A 19,409-nucleotide genomic window follows, 5' to 3' on the forward strand; every position below is an offset into this window, starting at 1 on the left:
GGGATGACGTGAGCAACACCTCGAGCCCCGCACAGAGCCCCACACAGGGTCCCATCGCCGACCTGTCCGACAACCTCCTCGCCTGGGCATCCAGTACCGAGATCGACCTTTCCCGACGTCTGGGTGAACTGAGCGGTGACCCTGCGGTCTTCGTGGACCTCGACATCACCGGTGATGAGCTGGAACGCATCACCATCTTCTTCGGTGAGTTCCTCTCCCGCCAGATCCGTGCCGGCGCTGACGAGGACGCCCTGCTGCGGACCTGCCCTGCACTGACCGCGACCACACTGCTGTTCCGGGCGGCACGGCTCAACGTCGTCGGCGAACTTGAGTCGGAGTTCTGGACGGGGCTCGGACTGGAGCCGACGGACGCGCGCGTTTCACTGATCGACTACGCGGAGATCCTCACCCGTGCCGGGCTCGACCCCATGGACGCGGCCGCCGCCGGTTCCGACGGTGACAAGGGACGTCTGTTCGCCCATGTCGGCATCGCGACAGACTGGGTCCCCGAACTCATCGAGCTCATCGACACCCGCAGGCTCGCCGGTGATGCCCTGTCGACCCCCGCTGAGGAGGCTGGCGCAGTGGTTGCCGTCCTCGCCGAGGAATCGCTTCAGGCAGGACCCTTGTGTGCAGCACTGCCGGACCTCGCCGTCCGGCTGATCACCCCGGTGGTGCGGGTCGTGCAGCTCGCCGCGGAACACCCCGACCACTGGGTCAACTCCCTCGGGGACGCGGGCGAGGAAGCACAGGTGGCGCCACTGGTGCTCGAGGACGTCATCGAGGAACTGCGCGAACGCCCCGCCGGGACAACTGCGCGTCGGCACCGTGTCGGCGTGGGCACCCGTGAGGACCGTCCGCGTCTGGCCATCGACCTGGCCCGCCAACGCGTCGTCCTGCGACTGCCCGAGCAACCGCTGGAGTCGGTCCGCGGTGCCGGGGACGGACGAGACGACAGCGATGCTGCCGTGGGCGAGGTCCGCTGGCACGTGGACGTCGACGGACGACCGGCCGGTTTCCGGACCCGCCGTTCGGACGCGCCCGGACGCCCGGTCACGGAGACACTGGATCTGCCGGTGCGCCGGCCCGTGCGAGAGATCGGAGTGCGGGACCTGACCCACGGAGAGTCCTGGGTGCTGCCGGTCGTCGACGACGCGGACCCGGTCATGGTCTTCACCCGTCGGGGCAAGGAACTCACCGACCGGGTGTCCCTGCACCATTCCCGTGTGCTCGTCGTCTGCCCCGAGGACTCCACCGCCGTGGACCCTGTCGCCGACCGCGAACTTCCGGTGCTGGGGGAGTGGCAGGTCAAGGCCTGGGACGGCTGGGTCATCCGTGACCTGGACCTGTCCGCCGCCACGGCGCTGCACGTCGACCGTCCCGGTGTCGCGCGTCCGTCGATGGGCACGGTGCGCTGCGTGGACGCCCGTCAGCGTGTCTGGTTCCGCGAACCGGAGGACGTGCTGCCGGCCATCCGGACGCTCGGAGGCCTGCCCGTGCACGCCTCGAGTCTGCAGGCGGTGTTCCCGGCCACCGTGTCCGGGGCACCGGAGATCTGGTTCCTCTCGGTCAGCTCCTGGGCCGGCCCCGACGAGACCGGCGAAGAAGTCACCGAGGAGGAGCCGCTGGAGGTCCCTGCTGAAGGCGGGATGTTCGACGTCTTCGACCCGGAGGCCTATGAGACTCCGTGGGTAGGCGAGTACCTGGTCCGCCTCCGTGGACCCCGTAATGAATCCTTCCGGCACGAGTTCGCCATCGTGGAGGGCCTGGACATCGAAGCGCCGGCCAGCCCGCGACTGGGGCTGGCCGCCGGTCTGACGCCGGTGACCGTCTCCCTGTTCCCGGGGGAGAAGCAACTCTTCATCCCGAAGTCCGTGGACATCACGGCCGAGGAGAAGTCCGTCCAGGTCATCGCCGAGACCGACGCCGGCGACGCACTGCCGCTGGTCGTGGAACCGCCACGCCTGCGGTTCCAGCTTCCGCTGATCGGGGAGGACCCGATGTGGCGGACCGAGTCATTGGTCGCCCCGGCGGTGGAGATCAATTCTGCGACCCGGTTCCGTATCCGGCCGGGTATGCCGGTCGAGTCACCCAGGCTGGTGATCCGTGACCGCCACGGTGCGCCCGTACGCACCCTACGTCTGGGCACCGTCGACCAGGTGACGTGGTCCGTGTCGTTGTCCTCGGTCCGTGCATCATTGCCCCAGCTGACCGAAGGCTCCTGCGAACTCGAGTTCGTCGCCGACGGGCGCAGCCACAGTGTGCGGTTGGTCACCATGCGTCCCGCAGAGAAGCGGACGCTGAGTTACTCGGCCGCCTCCGATGACACTTCGGCCGCCACCCTGACGGTGGAACCGAAGACGGACTCGCCGGCATGGGTGTGGCCACTGACCGCGCCATGGATGTCTGCGCGGGTCCTGCCCTTCACCAACGGTGTCGCGGAACTTCCCGAGGAACTCACCGACGCCGGCGCCCTCAGTGTCCAGTTCTACAACCGCGACCGGTTCAGCCCGCTGCATCCGGCCGCATCGCCCGGCCCGGGCGCCTTGCGCGTCGACGTCCCGGGGCATGCCCGTCCGGACGACGGCGGCCCCTGGACCCAGCTTTCGGCCTATCTCGCCGGTGCGTCGGACGAACTGCCGGAGGATACCGACGTCCTCACCGTGCTGTGGGACGTTCTCGCCGGCTGGTTGACCGGGGAGGCCACCGCGGATGCCAGCGCGGCAATGCATGCAGCGCTGGCACGCCACCCCCGTGAGGCACTCCGGGCGATGTCCCGGTCGCTGGTGCCGTCCACTGACCGTCCTGCCCAGTTCATCCTGTCGGGGCTGGTCCACGCCTCGTTGCGCTCGTCCACACCGGACCCGCGTCCCGGTGTCGCCTGGATCGCCGCGCTGGAGATCCTCGGTGAACTCGCCGCGACCGATGACGAAGACACCGCCTCACGCCGTGAGATCGGGCGTCGGCTCTCCGCCATCGGCGGGCTGCCGCTGTCCCAGACCGTCGAGACCGGACGCGACGCGACCTTGGAGACGTCCTGCATTGACGCCACCACGGTGCAGATCGCCCAGTTGTCGCCGGAGCAGCAGGAAGCGGTGCTGAGCACGTTCTTCGCCGGGTCCCAGGTCGTCCCCGGTGCCCTGTCGGAGGAGAACTCCCGGCTGATCGCGGTGTTCGAGACCTTCCGTCACCGTGAAGAGCTCGGCCAGGTACTCGCCGACCCGGGGCTGCTGCGCGTGGCGTTGGCACTGCTGCGCCGGATCCGTCAGACCAACCGGCAGCTGTACACCTCAGCGCGGGTGCGCTTCGACAAGCTCGACAACGTCGACACCGACAACCCCGACAACCGCTGGGCCCTGACCCCGGTGATCAGCATGATCCTGGCGATCGCGGCGCGTATGCACGCACACGGACGGCTGGGCTCGACCGGCCAACTGTCATCGGCGTACCCGGGGTGGGCCGAGATCGCCCGCGTTGTCCCGGACCTGGTCACCGGCGACCTCGTGGCGGCCGACGCGATGGTGCTCGGTGTCTTCGGCCCCGACGAGGTGGAGGACGAGGTGGAAAACGAGGACCTGGCTGGAGGTACCGCAGGTGGTGACGGCGGAGCTGGCGCTGCTGAGGCTGCGATCGACTCCGTCGTGAGTGAGTAGCGTCCTCTCGCTCCGGGCCGATGTCCCAGAATGACCTGAACACTCAAGGGTTCGGTACCTTGAGCGTTCAGGTCATTTTTCGGGGTCCTGGGTGACTCGGGGGCTCAAGACGTCGACGGGCAGGAAGTCTCCGGGTGTGTCGAAGGATACGAGGTGGAGAAAAACCTCGCCCTCCGGCACACAACGGAGGGGACATTTGGTTCACTGGTGGGATGGACCCGATTATCTGGATAGTCATAGCCGCCGTCGCGGTCATTGTCATCGTCGCTCTCCTCATCGTCCTCGGCCTGCGCCGCGGGAAGCAGAAGGAGATCTCCTTCGAGACGAAGACGGAGATCGAGGAGAAGAAGCCGTCGTCCGGTGATTACCAGGCGCAGGGTGGATTCAACTTCAGTGCCGGTACCGCAGCTGGCGTACAGGAGAAGGAGCCGGAGGTTCTTCCGGGCCAGGAACTCGGCGGATCAGAGCCACCGACCCCGTCAGTACCGACGGAAGCATCGGAACCCTCGACACCTCCCGCAGCCCCGGCCCCTGAACCGGAGCCCACACCCGAACCTGTTCCAGAACCGGAGCGGGAGCCCACACCCGAACCGGAGCCCACACCGGAGCCTGAACCAGAACCGGAGCCCACACCGGAGCCTGAACCAGAACCGGAGCCCAGCCCCGAACCGGAGCCGACTCCCGAACCAGAATCCGCCCCGGAACCGGAGCCCACACCTGAACCTGCTCCAGAACCTGAGCCGGAGCCTGAGGCAGAGCCGGAGCTCACACCCGAACCGGAACCCACACCTGAACCGGAACCCACACCTGAGCCGGAGCCCGCGCCGGAACCTGTCGAGGACATCGCTCCGGTGGAGGGGCGTCTCGGCCGGTTGCGCGGCAATCTGTCCAAGTCGCAGAACGTCATCGGACGTGGCGTGCTCGGCATCCTCTCCGCGGGAGATCTGGATGAGGATGCGTGGGAAGAGATCGAAGACACCCTCCTCATGGCGGACCTCGGTACCAAGACCACGCTCGCGGTCGTCGAAGACCTACGGGAGCGCATCACCACCCAGGGCGTCTCCAGCGAGGCAGAGGCGCGGGCACTGTTGCGGTCCTGCCTGATCGATGCCTGCAAGCCTGATCTTGACCGGTCGATCCACGCCATGCCCTACGACGGAAAACCGGCTGTGATCATGGTTGTCGGGGTCAACGGGACAGGGAAGACCACCACCACCGGAAAGCTCTCGCGTGTGCTTGTCGGTATGGGCCACTCCGTCCTCCTCGGGGCCGCAGACACGTTCCGCGCTGCCGCCGCCGACCAGCTGGAGACATGGGGCCGGCGGGTCGGCGCGGAGACCGTGCGGGGCAAGGAAGGCGCCGATCCCGCCTCCGTGGCCTTCGACGCGGTGGCCAAGGGCGTCGACGACGGTATCGACGTCGTCGTGGTCGACACCGCGGGTCGACTGCACACCTCAGTGGGACTGATGGACCAGTTGGGCAAGGTCAAGCGTGTCGTCGAGAAGAAGGCCAAGGTCGACGAGGTGATCCTGGTGCTCGACGCCACGGTCGGCCAGAACGGGCTCGTCCAGGCGCGGATGTTCCGCGAGGTCGTCGACATTTCGGGTGTCGCGCTGACCAAGTTGGACGGCACCGCCAAGGGCGGCATCGTCTTCCAGGTCCAGGAGGAACTCGGAGTGCCCGTGAAGCTGGTCGGGCTCGGCGAGGGAGCCGATGACCTCGCACCGTTCGAGGTCGAGGGATTCGTCGACGCTCTGCTGGGCTGACCGTCCGCCGTCACCCCTGACACTGAAACACCGCCGTAATCTTGCGGCGGTGTTTTTCATGCACCGGAAATCATGCGGAATGAACAGGCGAAACATCGGGGCAGTTAACTACTCAGCGTGAGACACCGGCGCGAGGTGCCGGAGACAACCCCCACGCAACCCTGAGGAGTTCCCCGAAATGACACCCGAGGAAATGGCGGCGGCGACAGGTGACTCAGCCTGGATGCTCATGTCCGCCGCGCTGGTCCTGTTGATGACACCGGCGCTGGCCCTGTTCTACGGCGGTATGTCGCGCCAGAAATCCGCCCTGAACATGATGATGATGTCGTTCGGCACACTCGGCCTGATCGGCGTCATCTACGTGCTGTGGGGATGGTCGATGTCCTACGGTACCCAGACCGTCGGCGGACTGTTCTCGAACCCGTTCGAGTTCTTCGGACTGAAGGACTCCGTCACGGACGCGGAAGGTAACTTCATCGCCGGTGCCGAGGGCTACGCCAATGTCATCGACATCGGATTCCAGCTGACGTTCGCCGTGATCACCGTCGCCATCATCTCCGGCTCACTGGCCAACCGCGTGAAGTTCTCCACCTGGATGGTGTTCGCGGGTATCTGGGCCACCTTGGCCTATTTCCCGATGGCACACATGGTGTGGGGCGGTGGCCTGCTCTCCGACGGAGAGGACGGACTGGCTGCGATGATGTTCGGGACCGCGTCCGAGGACGGCGAGACCGTCGCGGCAATCGCTCCGATCGACTTCGCCGGCGGCACCGTCGTGCACATCAACGCCGGTGTGGCGGCACTGGTGCTGGCACTGATCATCGGACGGTCCCGCACGTTCATGAAGGAAGGCTCCAGGCCCCACAACCTGCCCCTGGTGATGCTGGGTGCGGCCCTGCTGTGGTTCGGCTGGTTCGGCTTCAACGGCGGCTCGGCCTTCGGAGCCAACGGCGAAGCCGGCCTGGCGTGGCTCAACACCACCGCGGCGACGTGTGCCGCGATGCTGGGATGGTTGCTGGTGGAGCGGCTGCGCGACGGCCACACCACGTCCCTGGGCGCGGCGTCCGGCGTCGTCGCAGGCCTGGTGTCCGTGACCCCGGCCGCAGGCGACCTCACCCCGCTCACCGCAATCATCCTGGGGGCGATCGGTGGTGCCCTGGCCGCTGTCGGCGTGGGACTGAAGTACCGCTTCAAGTTCGACGACTCCCTCGACGTGGTCGGCGTACACCTGGTCGCCGGTATCTGGGGAACGATGGGAATCGGACTACTGGCGACGGACCGCGGTCTGCTCACCGGCGGAGGAGCTGACGGATTCAAGCTCTTCATCGTCCAGATCGTCATCGCCCTGGTCGCGGTGGTCTTCTGTGCCGTGGTCACCGCTGTCATCGGGCTGGCACTGAAGTACACCATGGGGTGGAGGATCTCCGGCGACGACGAGAACGCCGGAATCGACAGCACCCAGCACGCGGAGAGCGCATACGCCTACACCGACGACAACGAGCAGGAGTTCGAGGAGGTCACCGACTTCGACTCCGCACAGGGAAACGCGCACCGGGCCAATGACCTTGCCGACGGTGCACACCAGAAGAACTGAGTGTCGTACCCTCGCAGGCTGAATCCGCCGGGCAGGTGACAAAGTCGGTCTCCGAACCATGTGTGAGTAGGCAGGCCCACGGACACCGGGTACGGTGGAGGGGTCAGAAGTCATTGTGTAAGGGAGATTTTCCACTGTGTTTGAGTCCTTGTCCGACCGCTTGTCCGGCGCCCTCAAGGGCCTGCGCGGGAAAGGACGGCTGACCGAGGCGGACATCAACGCCACCGCCCGTGAGATCCGTCTGGCTCTCCTTGAGGCGGATGTCTCCCTGCCGGTCGTCCGTGCCTTCATCAAGAGGATCAAGGAGCGCGCCAACGGTGTCGTGGTCTCCGAGGCGCTCAACCCTGCACAGCAGGTCATCAAGATCGTCAACGAGGAACTGCAGGGCATCCTCGGTGGCGAGACCCGTCGACTGAATCTCGCCAAGAACCCGCCGACCGTGATCATGCTCGCCGGCCTCCAGGGCGCGGGTAAGACCACCCTGGCCGGAAAGCTCGCGAAACACCTGGCGAAACAGGGGCACACCCCGATGCTCGTGGCGTGTGACCTGCAGCGTCCTGGTGCGGTACAGCAGCTGCAGATCGTCGGTGAGCGTGCTGAGGTGGCGACGTTCGCCCCGGACCCGGGTACCTCGCTTGATTCCCTCGACCATGAGATGGGGACCAGTCACGGAGACCCCGTCGCCGTGGCCCAGGCCGGTATCGAAGAAGCGGGGCGCACCAAGCACGACGTCGTCATCATCGACACCGCAGGCCGGCTGGGTATCGACGAGACGCTCATGACCCAGGCCCGCAACATTCGCGATGCGGTCAACCCGGACGAAGTCCTGTTCGTCATCGACTCGATGATCGGGCAGGACGCCGTGACCACCGCCGAGGCCTTCCGTGACGGTGTGGACTTCACCGGTGTCGTGCTCACCAAGCTCGACGGTGATGCCCGAGGTGGTGCGGCACTGTCGATCCGCGAGGTCACCGGCAAGCCCATCATGTTCGCGTCCACCGGTGAGAAGCTCGAGGACTTCGACGTCTTCCATCCGGACCGGATGGCCAACCGTATTCTCGGCATGGGTGACGTGCTCAGCCTCATCGAGCAGGCCGAGCAGGTCATGGACCAGAGGAAGGCGGAGGACTCTGCGGCCAGGATGGCCTCCGGTGAACTCACGCTGGAGGATTTCCTCGACCAGATGCTCATGATCCGTCGGATGGGGCCGTTGGGCAACGTGCTCAAGATGCTCCCCGGCGGCAAGCAGATGAACGACATGGCCGACATGGTCGACGAAAAGCAGCTTGACCGGATCCAGGCGATCATCCGCGGTATGACTCCCGCCGAGCGTGAGAACCCGAACATCCTGAACGCCTCGCGGCGTAAGCGTATCGCTGCCGGCTCGGGCGTGACCGTGGCTGACATCAACCAGCTGGTCAGTCGGTTCCACGAGGCCAAGAAGATGATGGGAAAGATGGCCGGACAGTTCGGCATGGGCGGTGGCATGGGGCGTTCCGCGACGAAGAAGAAGCCCAAGGGGCGGAAGGGCAAGAACGGTAAGCGTAAGCCAGCGAAGAAGGGGCCTTCGCAGCCGAAGACACCGCAGGGCATGCCTGGAATGCCTGGCATGGGCGGAATGCCGGGGATGCCCGGCGGTGGCGGAATGCCGTCGATGGCGGACCTGAAGAAGATGCAGCAGCAGATGCCCGAAGGCTTCGAGAACATCGACATGAACAACCTCGACTTCGGCAAAGGGCGTTAGCTGACCCGGTTGCCCGGATTTGTTCGGGTGGTCTGCTTCCCTGTAGTGTCGAACGGTCTGCGTAACACCGATCACGACCCCGGTCGTCCGGTGGTCACGCGCAGGATAAATCCAAGGGTTGAACCGGCCCGCAGCTATGCGCCCCCACCTGTGCGGGGTCCGTCGGATGCGGGTGTCCGTACTGCCCGGTGACCGTCAACAGGAAAGAGGACCTTTCATGTCCGTCAAGATCAAGCTCCAGCGCCTCGGCAAGATCCGCACCCCGCACTACCGCGTGGTCATCGCTGACGCCCGTACCCGTCGCTCCGGCAAGGTGATCGAGAACATCGGCATCTACGAGCCCAAGGCCGAGCCGTCCGTCATCAAGATCGACTCCGAGCGCGCACGCCACTGGCTGAGCGTCGGCGCACAGCCGACCGAGCCGGTCCTCGCCCTGCTGAAGGTCACCGGCGACTGGCAGGCCCACAAGGGTCTCCCGGGCTCCGAGGGAACCCTGAAGGCCCAGCCGGAGAAGGCATCCAAGCTGGATCTCTTCAATGCCGCGCTGGCAGAGGCTGCTGACGCACCGACCGCCGAGGCCATCACGGACAAGAAGCGGAAGGCCAAGGAAGAGGCGGAAGCCAAGGCTGCCGCTGAGGCTGAGGCGGCCGACAAGGCTGCTGAGAAGGAAGCAGACAAGGCCGACGAGGCCGCTGAGGCTGAGTAGTCTGTCTTCTATCGTCATGTGTCGGAGTGCTGTGAGACTCTGAGCATGATTCCCGGGGCACCGTCTCCACCGTTATGACCGGTGGGGACGGTGCTTTCGTCTGTCGTGACCGGACGGGGCTTGGTGATACCGATATGTACGGGCGGGGGTGTGTGGCGGGGGTGATATCAGGGGGCGCCGGTTGCCGGACATAGATTTCACAAGTGTTTCGACATCATTTCCTGTGCAGGCCGACCCTGAAACAAAGCAGGTCAGATGTTGTGTCCTGGGTCACTCATGTGGCGAACCTGTTAAGCGGACTGTGTCAGGCAGGTAAAATATCGACGGTACAGAAGTTTTCACCGAAGGGAGCACGATGGACGTCGATGCCACAGTCAAGACCTACTACGAGCAGATCCTCCAGCGGAACGCAGGTGAGCCCGAGTTCCACCAGGCGGTCTCCGAGGTCCTCGACAGCCTCACGCACGTGCTGCGCAAGGACCCCCATTACGCCGACATGGGGCTGATCCAGCGGCTCACCGAGCCTGAGCGCCAGATCATCTTCCGGGTTCCGTGGGTCGACGACCAGGGCAACGTCCACGTCAACCGTGGCTTCCGGGTTCAGTTCAACTCCGTGCTCGGCCCGTACAAGGGTGGGCTGCGTTTCCACCCGTCCGTGAACCTCGGCATCATCAAGTTCCTTGGCTTCGAGCAGATCTTCAAGAACTCGCTGACCGGCCTGCCGATCGGCGGTGGCAAGGGCGGGTCAGACTTCGACCCCAAGGGTCGCAGCGACCTGGAGATCATGCGTTTCTGCCAGTCCTTCATGACTGAGCTCGGCCGCCACATCGGCGACAAGATCGACGTGCCCGCCGGTGACATCGGAGTGGGCGGACGCGAGATCGGTTACCTGTTCGGCCAGTATCGTCGTATGGCTGGCCGTCACGAGTCCGGCACCCTGACCGGCAAGGGCCTGCAGTGGGGTGGTTCACTCGTGCGTACCGAGGCGACGGGGTACGGTGCCGTGTACTTCACACAGGAGATGATGACTGCCCGTGGTGAGCGACTGCACAACGCCAAGGTGATCGTCTCGGGTTCCGGCAATGTGGCGATCTACGCCATCGAGAAGGCCCAGGAGCTCGGTGCGACCGTCGTCGCCTTCTCGGACTCCTCCGGCTACGTCACCACGCCGGACGGTGTGGATGTGGAACTGCTCAAGGACATCAAGGAAGTCCGGCGCCTCCGGGTCGCCGACTACGCCAAGGAAGCCAAGGGTGCCGCCTTCCACAAGGGGGGCAACGTCTGGGAGGTCGAGGCCGACGTCGCCCTGCCGTGTGCCACCCAGAACGAGTTGGACGGTGAGTCCGCCGAGCTGCTCGCCGACAACGGCGTGAAGTACGTGGCAGAAGGCGCGAACATGCCGTGCACACATGACGCGATCCGCGTGTTCGGGAAGCGCAAGATCGACTTCGCGCCAGGCAAGGCTGCCAATGCCGGTGGTGTGGCGACCTCGGCACTGGAGATGCAGCAGAATGCGTCCCGCGACTCCTGGAGCTTCGAGTACACCGACAAGCGGCTGCGGGACATCATGGGCAATATCTTCCGGACGACGGCCAAGACTGCCACAGAGTACGGCATGGAGGGGGACTACGTGGTCGGCGCCAACATCGCCGGCTTCCGCAAGGTCGCCGACGCCATGGCTGCACAGGGCGTCATCTAGGGGCTGCGGAACTGTGCGGTTCCGTGCGGTACGCTGACCTCCATGTCAGGTACTGAACAACTCCAGATCGGCCGGGTGATCAAGCCGCACGGTGTGCGGGGGGAGCTGGTGGTCGACGCGACCACCGACGATCCGGCGGGACGGTTCGCCGTGGGGACCGTGTTGACCGGCCGACACCGGGGGACGGAGAGGACCCTCACCGTGACGTCGACGCGGCCACATCAAGGCCGGTTGCTGGTCACGGTCGAGGAGGTCACTGACCGTACCGAGGCTGAAACGTTGCGTGGTCTGCGTTTCTTCGGCGATCCCGTGACGGAACCGGGGGAGGACGGATTCTACGACCATCAGCTCGAAGGCCTCCGTGTGCTCGACTGCGGACAGGTCGACGAAGAGACCGCCAACGCCCGGGCGTACGACGGTGCCACCCCGGAACCGGTTGATATCGGCGTGGTCAGCGGGGTCACTCACGGTCCCGCCGGCACGTTGCTCGAGGTGGCGGTGGACACGGATGCCCCGTTGCCGACAGCGGGCGGGACGATCCTGGTCCCGTTCCGCCACGCCATCGTCCCGATCGTCGATCTGGACAACGGTGCGCTGGTGCTGACCCCGCCGGAGGGGCTGCTCGACCTCGGGTAAGATCAACCCCCATGCGTCTGGACGTCATCACGATCTTTCCCGAGTACCTGGACCCGTTGCGGCATGCTCTGCTGGGGAGGGCCATCGAGCGCGGAATCCTTGACGTCGCCGTCCACGACCTGCGCTCCTGGACCCATGACGTGCATAAGGCGGTGGACGACACCCCTTACGGCGGCGGCCCCGGCATGGTCATGAAACCCACGGTGTGGGGCCCCGCGCTCGACGATGTGGCGTCCCTTTCCGGACCGGCAGCCACGGTGAGACGGCTGGAGAGTGCACAACCGCATGTGCCCGCCGTCGCGTCGGATACCGGGCGGGCTCATGCCGGCCACGACGACCGTCCTGTGCTGGTCGTCCCGACTCCCGCCGGGGCACCCTTCACCCAGCACACCGCCGAACGGTGGGCGGCGGAGGAGCGGCTTGTCTTCGCCTGTGGTCGCTACGAAGGAATCGACCAGCGGGTCTTCGATGACGCAACGGCGCGGTACCGGGTGGAGGAGGTGTCCCTCGGCGACTACGTGTTGATCGGAGGGGAGGTCGCGGTGCTGGTGATGGCAGAGGCGGTGGTACGGCTCATTCCTGGTGTCCTGGGGAACCGCCGGAGCCATGAGGAGGATTCCTTCCAGGACGGTCTGCTCGAAGGCCCCAGCTACACCAAACCGAGGGTCTGGCGGGAGCGGGAGGTCCCTGAGGTCCTGCTCTCCGGAGATCACGCGAAGGTGGACCGGTGGCGCAGGGACCAGGCACTGTTGCGCACCGCGACAACCCGGCCTGAGCTGATCGAGGCACTGCAGCAGGAAGGCGCGCTGGACGCCCGGGACCGCAGCGTCCTGGAGTCGACGCCGGACACGCCGGGGGAGTAGCACGGCGGACGGACCCTGCGTCGAGGGCCGGTTGTCCCCAGGGAGCGTTCTGTCCACAACGTCCTGGTGCTTCTCCGGGGGTGCAGGACGGCGAGGGGACCATCGTGTCTACTGTTCTCCTGGACGGCCGGATACGTTTCCGGCCACGGGACAAGGGGGAGATCATGCCAGTCACCGAACCGGTGAACAGTCCGTCGGTGGAGGAACTCACCGTCTATCCGTTCAACAGAATGGAACTCAGGATGGCACAGAGCGGCCTGCGTGGTCGATCCGCGGCCGAGCGTGCCGCCATCTCAGAGATGGTGCGCACGCGTGGGGCAGCGTATGCGGCCCGGTTCCGGCACGCCGCAGAACTGTCGTGGAGGATGCCGGAAATGTACTGGTCGGCTGTCGAGGACGGCCGGATGACCCTGGAACACATGGACGCGGTCTGGCGCCGGATTGACCGCCATGCGGGGCTGCGGGCGAGGATCGAGGACCAGGAGGCTGAGCTGCAGCGGCAACGGGACCTCGCGGGCCGTGAGAACGACGGGGAGGACGGGGAGACCTGCGGTGCCGGTGGCTCCGGGGGAGAGGTTTTCTACGGGGAGCCCACGCCGTGGGAGGTCAACGATGCTCCGTGGCGACGTCGCTTCCCGGACGTGGAAAGCCCGTACTGCCCCTCGGCGGACCGGTCCGTGGAACAGGCGGTGACCGACTGGCTGCTGGCCTGTCCGCACCGGTTGATCACCTCCTCCGGTGCTGGCTCGCTGATACCGCGGTCCACCGTGACCATCCACCGGCTCCGTGAAGTCGTCGATGCGGCCGTGGACGACGACCTCGCCAGCCGGGAGGCTTATGAACAGCAGGGCAGTCCGGCGCATCCGGATCCCTCGGGGCATCCGTTCTAGGACGGACACATATCGGCGCGGGGCGGTGGACGCGACTAGCGTGGTGACCATGACAACACGCGGGCGAAACGGCACCACCGCGACGGACATGAATGTCCTCGTCCGTCCAGACCATGTCGTGGCTCTGGCTGACGCGATCAAACATGCGCTCGGCGACCACGGTGCCACTGGCGTCGAGGTGGTGTTGACCGGTATTGAATCTGCCTGCGAGCCGGACAACATGCTCGTGGCTGAATACCAGCAACGATTCGACACGCCGCCGATCGGCGAACAGGTCCACCGCCTGAGGGTAACTGCCTGCTGGCCGGACGCGCACGGGCAGGACAAGACGATGAGCACCGCCGATGTCACCCGCGTCATCGCAGCGTGTCTGCCGGGTGTTCCCGACGGGTCGCCCGGGCTCTGGTTCGGCCAGACGTCCACGCTACGATCATCCGAATGAGCGTCCGACACACCGCAGAAAACAGCGATTCAACGATCACCACGGCTCTTGCGAGGGAACTCGACGTCAGCGAGGCCCAGGTGCACGCCACCGTCGGGCTCCTGGATGAGGGAAACACTGTCCCGTTCATCGCCCGTTACCGCAAGGAAGTCACCGGGGGTCTGGACGATTCGCAGTTGCGCACACTGGAGACCAGGCTGCGCTATCTGCGCGAACTTGCGGAGCGGAAGCAGACAGTTCTCACGGCCATCGACGAGCAGGGCAAGCTCACAGATGAACTCCGCGACCTGATCCTCGGCTGTGACACCAAGGCCCGCCTCGAGGATCTTTACCTGCCGTTCAAATCCACACGCCGCACGAAGGCCACCATCGCCCGGGAGGCAGGTCTGGAACCGTTGGTGGAGCAGCTGCTCGGGGACTGCACCACCGACCCTGCCGACCTGGCGGCCGGCTTCATCACTGAAGGGTTCGCCGATGCCAAAGCGGTGCTGGCGGGTGCCAGGGCGATCGTGCTCGAGGAGATCTCCACGGACGCAGACCTGGTCGGGGAGGTCCGCGAGAAGTTCTTCACCACCGGTGCAATGACAGCCGGCGCCGTCGCAGGGAAGGAGAAGTCGCCCGAGGCGCAGAAGTACCGTGACTACTTCGAGTTCTCGGAGCCGTTCACGACACTGCCGAGCCACCGTATCCTCGCACTGCTCCGCGGCGAGTCAGAGGGCGTGCTGCAACTGACTCTCGATGCCGGTGACGATGAGATCTACCAGGGCATGATCGCACTGGCCCGTGGGCTGGAACCACGGGGAGACGCGGCAGACGGGTTCCGGGCGGAATGTACGAGGTTCGGGTGGCGTACGAAGCTGCAGGTCTCCTCCGGTGTGGACGTGCGCATGCGGCTCAAGGAGCGGGCGGATGAGGCGGCGGTGGAGGTGTTCTCACGCAACCTGCGGGACCTGCTGCTGGCGGCGCCGGCGGGGCAACGGGCCACGCTCGGACTGGACCCCGGCTACGCCCACGGCGTGAAGTGCGCGGTGATCGACCAGACCGGCAAGGTTCTTGACACGGCAGTGGTCTACCCGCACAAACCCCAGAACCGGTGGGATGCGTCGGCGTCCACCCTGGCTACGCTGTGTGCCCGGCACAACGTCGAGCTTCTGGCCGTGGGCAACGGGACGGCGTCCCGGGAGACCGAGAAGCTGGCGCGGGAGATCGCCGAGACCGTCTCCACCGCGACAGGCACCCGGCCGACCCCGGTGATGGTCAGCGAATCCGGGGCATCGGTGTACTCCGCCTCGGAGCTGGCCGCCGAGGAGTTTCCGGACATGGACGTGGCCCTGCGTGGCGCGGTGTCGATCGCCCGTCGACTGCAGGATCCGTTGGCGGAACTCGTGAAGATCGACCCGAAATCCATCGGCGTGGGCCAGTACCAGCACGACGTGAACCAGGCGCTGCTCGCCTCCGGATTGGATTCGGTGGTGGAGGATGCGGTGAACTCCGTCGGGGTGGACGTCAACACCGCGTCCGTCCCGTTGCTCCGCCGGGTGGCCGGGGTGAATGCGACACTGGCCGACAATATCGTCAGCCACCGTGAGAACAACGGTGCCTTCTCCACCCGTCGGCAGCTCAAGGATGTGGCCCGACTCGGACCGAAAGCATTTGAACAGTGCGCAGGCTTCCTGCGTATCCACGGTGCAGCGGATCCCCTGGACGCCTCGGCAGTGCACCCGGAGGCGTATCCCCTGGTGCGTCGAATCACCGAGGCCACCGGGGTGCCGGTGCCGGAACTCGTCGGAAATACAGCGGTGCTCACCAGGCTCAACCCTCGTGATTTCGCCGACGACACCTTCGGCGTACCGACCGTGACCGACGTCCTCGCCGAGCTCGACAAGCCGGGGCGCGATCCGCGTCCTGAATTCCGTACGGCGTCGTTGGCCGACGGGGTCGAGAAGATCTCGGATCTGACCCCGGGCATGGTGATGGAGGGGACGGTGACGAATGTCGCGGCCTTCGGAGCCTTCGTCGACGTGGGCGTACACCAGGACGGACTGGTCCATGTCTCGGCGATGTCCGATAAGTTCGTCTCCGATCCGCACGACGTCGTCAGCTCGGGCCAGGTCGTGAAGGTCAAGGTCATGGAGGTTGACGTCGACCGTCAACGTATCGGCTTGAGCCTCCGGCTCCAGGATGAACCGGGGGAGCCCACCCGCAGGAACGCCGGCGGTGGGAATCGTCGTCAGGCGAAGAAGGGGCAGACCGGTGGGCGTGACAACCGGGTGAAGAAAGGTGGAGGACAGCAACAGGGCGGGGCCGCCGGGTCCATGGCCGACGCGCTCAAGCGGGCCGGGTTTGGCCGGTAGGGTCCGGCGCTGGCATAATAGCCGGGTTGCGTGAACTCTGCCTCCTCACCGGGGCGGGGGAGCGCCAAAATTCAATGGTGTGGGCATGAACGCGCACCGCTCGTCCGAGCAGGTCGTGGGTCCTCTGTCCGATCGAAGACACAGCAAGGAAACTGAAATGCACTATCTCGACAAGGTCGACGCCGCACAGCTGCGTAGCGACATCCCCGACTTCCGTCCCGGCGACACCCTCGACGTCCACGTCAAGGTCATCGAGGGCACCAAGAGCCGTGTCCAGGTGTTCCGCGGCGTCGTCATCCGCCGTCAGAACTCCGGTATCCGCGAGACCTTCACGGTCCGCAAGGTTTCCTTCGGCGTCGGCGTGGAGCGTACCTTCCCGGTGCACTCCCCGAACATCGATCACATCGACGTCCTGACACGCGGTAAGGTTCGTCGTGCGAAGCTGTACTACCTCCGCGACCTGCGCGGTAAGGCAGCCAAGATCAAGGAGAAGCGCTAAGCTTCTGCTAGAAATAGCCTCTGACCTTCATTTCTGCTTTGTGCAGGATGCGGGCCAGGGGCCTTTTCTTTGTCCGAAAGCCCCGAACTACGGGGTACCGTGATAGGCCTTGTGGTTCGGCCTGCCGTGCCTCGCGCCGCTGTTGTCCTTCGTGAGACTGGGCCGAGGTCATTCTCGACACGACTAGACTAAGGCTGATGTTTACCTCGCTGCACCGTGCCCTCGGCATTGGCCCGACCGACACCTTCACTACCGAGATGCTCGACGAACTCGTCGAGATACGAGCTGTGGAGACTGCTGACCTCGACTTCAAGGCCAAGCTCGACTCCCGCCCGACGGACCCGCACAGCGATGTGAAGAAAGACCTTGCCGCCATGGCGAACTACGGCGGCGGGGTCATTGTCTACGGTATCGGTGAGAAGTCGGATATGAAGGACCATGCCGGTGAGCGCGTGGACGCCGGTTTGGTCGACGAGGGATACGAGCAGGCGTTCATGAGTGTGGCGGTTGGTCACATTGTTCCGCCGCTCTTCGGGGTTGAACTCCACCGGGTCGAGGAGGATGGCCGCAACGCACTCATTGTCGTAGTACCTCGCAGCCGGCAGGTGCCGCACATGTTCTTTACGGAGAGGAAGAACTCCCCGAGGGCGCTCTCGGTCCCTGTTCGCCACGGGGCGCACTCGGAGTGGCTGTCTGAGTCCGAGATCGCCAGGCTCTACCGTGAACGCTTCGACGGGCACCGCGAGTCGGCCAAAGCCCTCAACGAACAGTACAGAAGAGTCATGGAACTCCGCGGTGACGACGGGTATTGGATGGCAGGTGTGGCGCGGCCGACCCACCCGACGGTGGTGGGCAAGACTGGGCGGGACGAAATACGCCAGGTCGCTTTCAATGCTCGCGGTGACGCCTTGCGCGAAGAGTACAGCGGTGGGTTGACAGCGTTAAGTTCGGTATACGGGGACCTCCGGCCGGACTTTCGCAGTTGGAGATTCACTGCGGCCGACAAGACGACCGGAACGCCAGAGTTCTACGTCGAGTTCCACGACGACGGTTCAGTCTCCGTACTGTGCAGACTGGATGTGGAGCCAGGCAAGACAGATAAGGCCGACGTGTACACCTACCGCATGCCTGCCGTTGTCGGTGACCTGCTGGCTTGCCTGCATCATTTCAGCGGTTGGACAGGTTCACGGGAGTATGACGTTCTCTTTGGCGTGGAGTGGACTGGGGATGAACCGTTGACTTTGAAGCAAGAGACTAACCTGCTGTTCTCCTCTGAACCGGTCGTGCCTATCCGACGGTTCGTGCCGGTGGAGGCGACGGTGGACGTCGCCGGTGACGACGCGGAGCTACGGGAGACGGCACGCGGGCTTGCGCTCGACTGCCTGAACCAGGCGGGGGTTTCGCAGCTGACCGTATTTCGGTGATCCTGTCGGCCTCCACAGAGTTTTGCTGTCCCGAATGACGTTAAGAGGGCGATTCGCCCCGAGCGTCAGCAGCGATGACCTGCAGGCCGAGTGCGACGACTTCCCCTACTGCATCACTAAGTTCAGCATCACTCAGCTGCTGGAGCTTGGTTGATTGAGGGGCATTCTCCGTTTCTGTATACCGGAACCAAAGCTCCTTGAACTGACCGTTGAGAGATTCTGGCAGGTAGATGTCTAACCAGAGCTGGGCCAGATCGTTCTCCCATACGTTCTGCAGGCGGGGTCCCAGCGGTCCCGAGCTGACTGCGATACTAGTGTCGCGTGTCGTTAGTTCCTAAATGGTTCGTGGTGTGGGAGAATGAATCATGCCCAACAACCCCGCACCCGCCCTGATCCTGCGCGACGGCGACAAGGAGATTCTGGAGTCCTGGACCCGGTCGACAACGATCAAAGCAGGGCTGGTGCAGCGGGCACGGATTATTCTGCTGGCTGCCGACGGGATGGCCAACGCGCACATCGCCGAATCGGTCGGTACCACCACCACCTCGGTGTGGAAGTGGCGCAACCGCTACCGCGAAGTCGGTATTGACGGTCTTGGTGATGCGGCCCGCTCAGGCCGGCCAAAACAGGTCAGCGACCTGGACATCGTGTACGCCACCTTGGCCCGTCCTCCGAAGAAGTACGGGGTAACCCACTGGTCATCCCGGCTGCTGGGTCAGCATCTCGGATTGGGCAACGCGACAGTCTCGCGGGCCTGGCGGGCCTACGGAGTCCAACCCTGGAAGGCGGAGACCTTCAAGTTCTCCACCGACCCCGAGTTGGTCGCCAAGGTCACCGATGTTGTCGGACTGTATCTGGCCCCGCCGGACAATGCGATTGTGCTGTGCGTCGATGAGAAGTCCCAGATCCAGGCACTCGACCGCACCGCGCCGATGTTGCCGATGCGTATCGGGGATGCTGAGAAACACACCCACGACTACAAACGCCACGGTACGACCACCCTGTTCGCCGCACTGGAGGTTGCCACCGGGACTGTCACCGGTGCGGTGAAGCCGAAGCACCGCCGCAGCGAGTTCTTGAGCTTCCTGCGCCAGATCGACCGCGCCTACCCGGAACAGGATCTGCACCTGGTGATGGAC

The 19,409-nt window shown here is 65.1% G+C and carries 14 protein-coding genes; all 14 read left to right on the forward strand.

What is annotated here, in order from left to right:
* The first annotated feature begins 8 nt into the window (after window positions 1–8).
* On the forward strand, window positions 9–3,653 hold the full coding sequence (locus FS507_RS15015; protein WP_260853540.1) for a hypothetical protein: 3,645 nt from the start codon (window positions 9–11) through the stop codon (window positions 3,651–3,653).
* 212 nt (window positions 3,654–3,865) lie between these two features.
* Window positions 3,866–5,419 (forward strand): signal recognition particle-docking protein FtsY, encoded by a 1,554-nt coding sequence (gene ftsY / locus FS507_RS15020; RefSeq protein ID WP_145943588.1) that lies wholly within the window; start codon window positions 3,866–3,868, stop codon window positions 5,417–5,419.
* 178 nt (window positions 5,420–5,597) lie between these two features.
* Window positions 5,598–7,013, forward strand: a complete 1,416-nt coding sequence (locus FS507_RS15025; protein ID WP_145943589.1) for an ammonium transporter — start codon at window positions 5,598–5,600, stop codon at window positions 7,011–7,013.
* Between the two features lie 136 nt (window positions 7,014–7,149).
* Window positions 7,150–8,757 (forward strand): signal recognition particle protein, encoded by a 1,608-nt coding sequence (ffh, locus tag FS507_RS15030; protein WP_145943590.1) that lies wholly within the window; start codon window positions 7,150–7,152, stop codon window positions 8,755–8,757.
* Between the two features lie 217 nt (window positions 8,758–8,974).
* A complete protein-coding gene (gene rpsP / locus FS507_RS15035) occupies window positions 8,975–9,463 on the forward strand; it encodes a 30S ribosomal protein S16 (protein ID WP_145943591.1) in 489 nt (162 codons plus the stop codon).
* A 355-nt stretch (window positions 9,464–9,818) separates the two neighbouring features.
* On the forward strand, window positions 9,819–11,162 hold the full coding sequence (gdhA, locus tag FS507_RS15040; protein ID WP_145943592.1) for an NADP-specific glutamate dehydrogenase: 1,344 nt from the start codon (window positions 9,819–9,821) through the stop codon (window positions 11,160–11,162).
* 42 nt (window positions 11,163–11,204) lie between these two features.
* Window positions 11,205–11,798, forward strand: a complete 594-nt coding sequence (gene rimM, locus FS507_RS15045; protein WP_145943593.1) for a ribosome maturation factor RimM — start codon at window positions 11,205–11,207, stop codon at window positions 11,796–11,798.
* A gap of 11 nt (window positions 11,799–11,809) precedes the next feature.
* Window positions 11,810–12,661: a tRNA (guanosine(37)-N1)-methyltransferase TrmD gene (gene trmD / locus FS507_RS15050; RefSeq protein WP_145943594.1), complete on the forward strand. Its 852-nt coding sequence runs from the start codon at window positions 11,810–11,812 to the stop codon at window positions 12,659–12,661.
* Window positions 12,662–12,765: 104 nt separating this feature from the next.
* On the forward strand, window positions 12,766–13,551 hold the full coding sequence (locus FS507_RS15055) for a hypothetical protein (RefSeq protein WP_145943595.1): 786 nt from the start codon (window positions 12,766–12,768) through the stop codon (window positions 13,549–13,551).
* Between the two features lie 49 nt (window positions 13,552–13,600).
* Window positions 13,601–13,993 (forward strand): hypothetical protein, encoded by a 393-nt coding sequence (locus tag FS507_RS15060; protein ID WP_145943596.1) that lies wholly within the window; start codon window positions 13,601–13,603, stop codon window positions 13,991–13,993.
* Window positions 13,990–16,347, forward strand: a complete 2,358-nt coding sequence (locus tag FS507_RS15065) for a Tex family protein (protein ID WP_145943597.1) — start codon at window positions 13,990–13,992, stop codon at window positions 16,345–16,347. Before FS507_RS15060 ends, FS507_RS15065 begins: the two co-directional genes overlap by 4 nt.
* A 157-nt stretch (window positions 16,348–16,504) precedes the next feature.
* Window positions 16,505–16,846: a 50S ribosomal protein L19 gene (gene rplS / locus FS507_RS15070; RefSeq protein WP_075812865.1), complete on the forward strand. Its 342-nt coding sequence runs from the start codon at window positions 16,505–16,507 to the stop codon at window positions 16,844–16,846.
* A 197-nt stretch (window positions 16,847–17,043) separates the two neighbouring features.
* A complete protein-coding gene (locus FS507_RS15075; RefSeq protein ID WP_145943598.1) occupies window positions 17,044–18,270 on the forward strand; it encodes an AlbA family DNA-binding domain-containing protein in 1,227 nt (408 codons plus the stop codon).
* A 365-nt stretch (window positions 18,271–18,635) separates the two neighbouring features.
* On the forward strand, window positions 18,636–19,409 hold a 774-nt coding region (locus FS507_RS15080; RefSeq protein WP_145943599.1), incomplete at its 3' end, for an IS630 family transposase.

The organism is Corynebacterium glyciniphilum AJ 3170 (assembly GCF_007673095.1).
GTDB lineage: Bacteria > Actinomycetota > Actinomycetes > Mycobacteriales > Mycobacteriaceae > Corynebacterium.

Bases quoted from the DNA above. Each gene is read 5' to 3' on its own strand.
- rplS (WP_075812865.1), top strand. From the start codon at position 16,505: ATGCACTATCTCGACAAGGTCGACGCCGCACAGCTGCGTAGCGACATC.
- ftsY (WP_145943588.1), top strand. From the start codon at position 3,866: ATGGACCCGATTATCTGGATAGTCATAGCCGCCGTCGCGGTCATTGTC.
- FS507_RS15025 (WP_145943589.1), top strand. From the start codon at position 5,598: ATGACACCCGAGGAAATGGCGGCGGCGACAGGTGACTCAGCCTGGATG.
- rpsP (WP_145943591.1), top strand. From the start codon at position 8,975: ATGTCCGTCAAGATCAAGCTCCAGCGCCTCGGCAAGATCCGCACCCCG.
- gdhA (WP_145943592.1), top strand. From the start codon at position 9,819: ATGGACGTCGATGCCACAGTCAAGACCTACTACGAGCAGATCCTCCAG.
- rimM (WP_145943593.1), top strand. From the start codon at position 11,205: ATGTCAGGTACTGAACAACTCCAGATCGGCCGGGTGATCAAGCCGCAC.
- FS507_RS15075 (WP_145943598.1), top strand. From the start codon at position 17,044: ATGTTTACCTCGCTGCACCGTGCCCTCGGCATTGGCCCGACCGACACC.
- trmD (WP_145943594.1), top strand. From the start codon at position 11,810: ATGCGTCTGGACGTCATCACGATCTTTCCCGAGTACCTGGACCCGTTG.
- FS507_RS15060 (WP_145943596.1), top strand. From the start codon at position 13,601: ATGACAACACGCGGGCGAAACGGCACCACCGCGACGGACATGAATGTC.
- FS507_RS15065 (WP_145943597.1), top strand. From the start codon at position 13,990: ATGAGCGTCCGACACACCGCAGAAAACAGCGATTCAACGATCACCACG.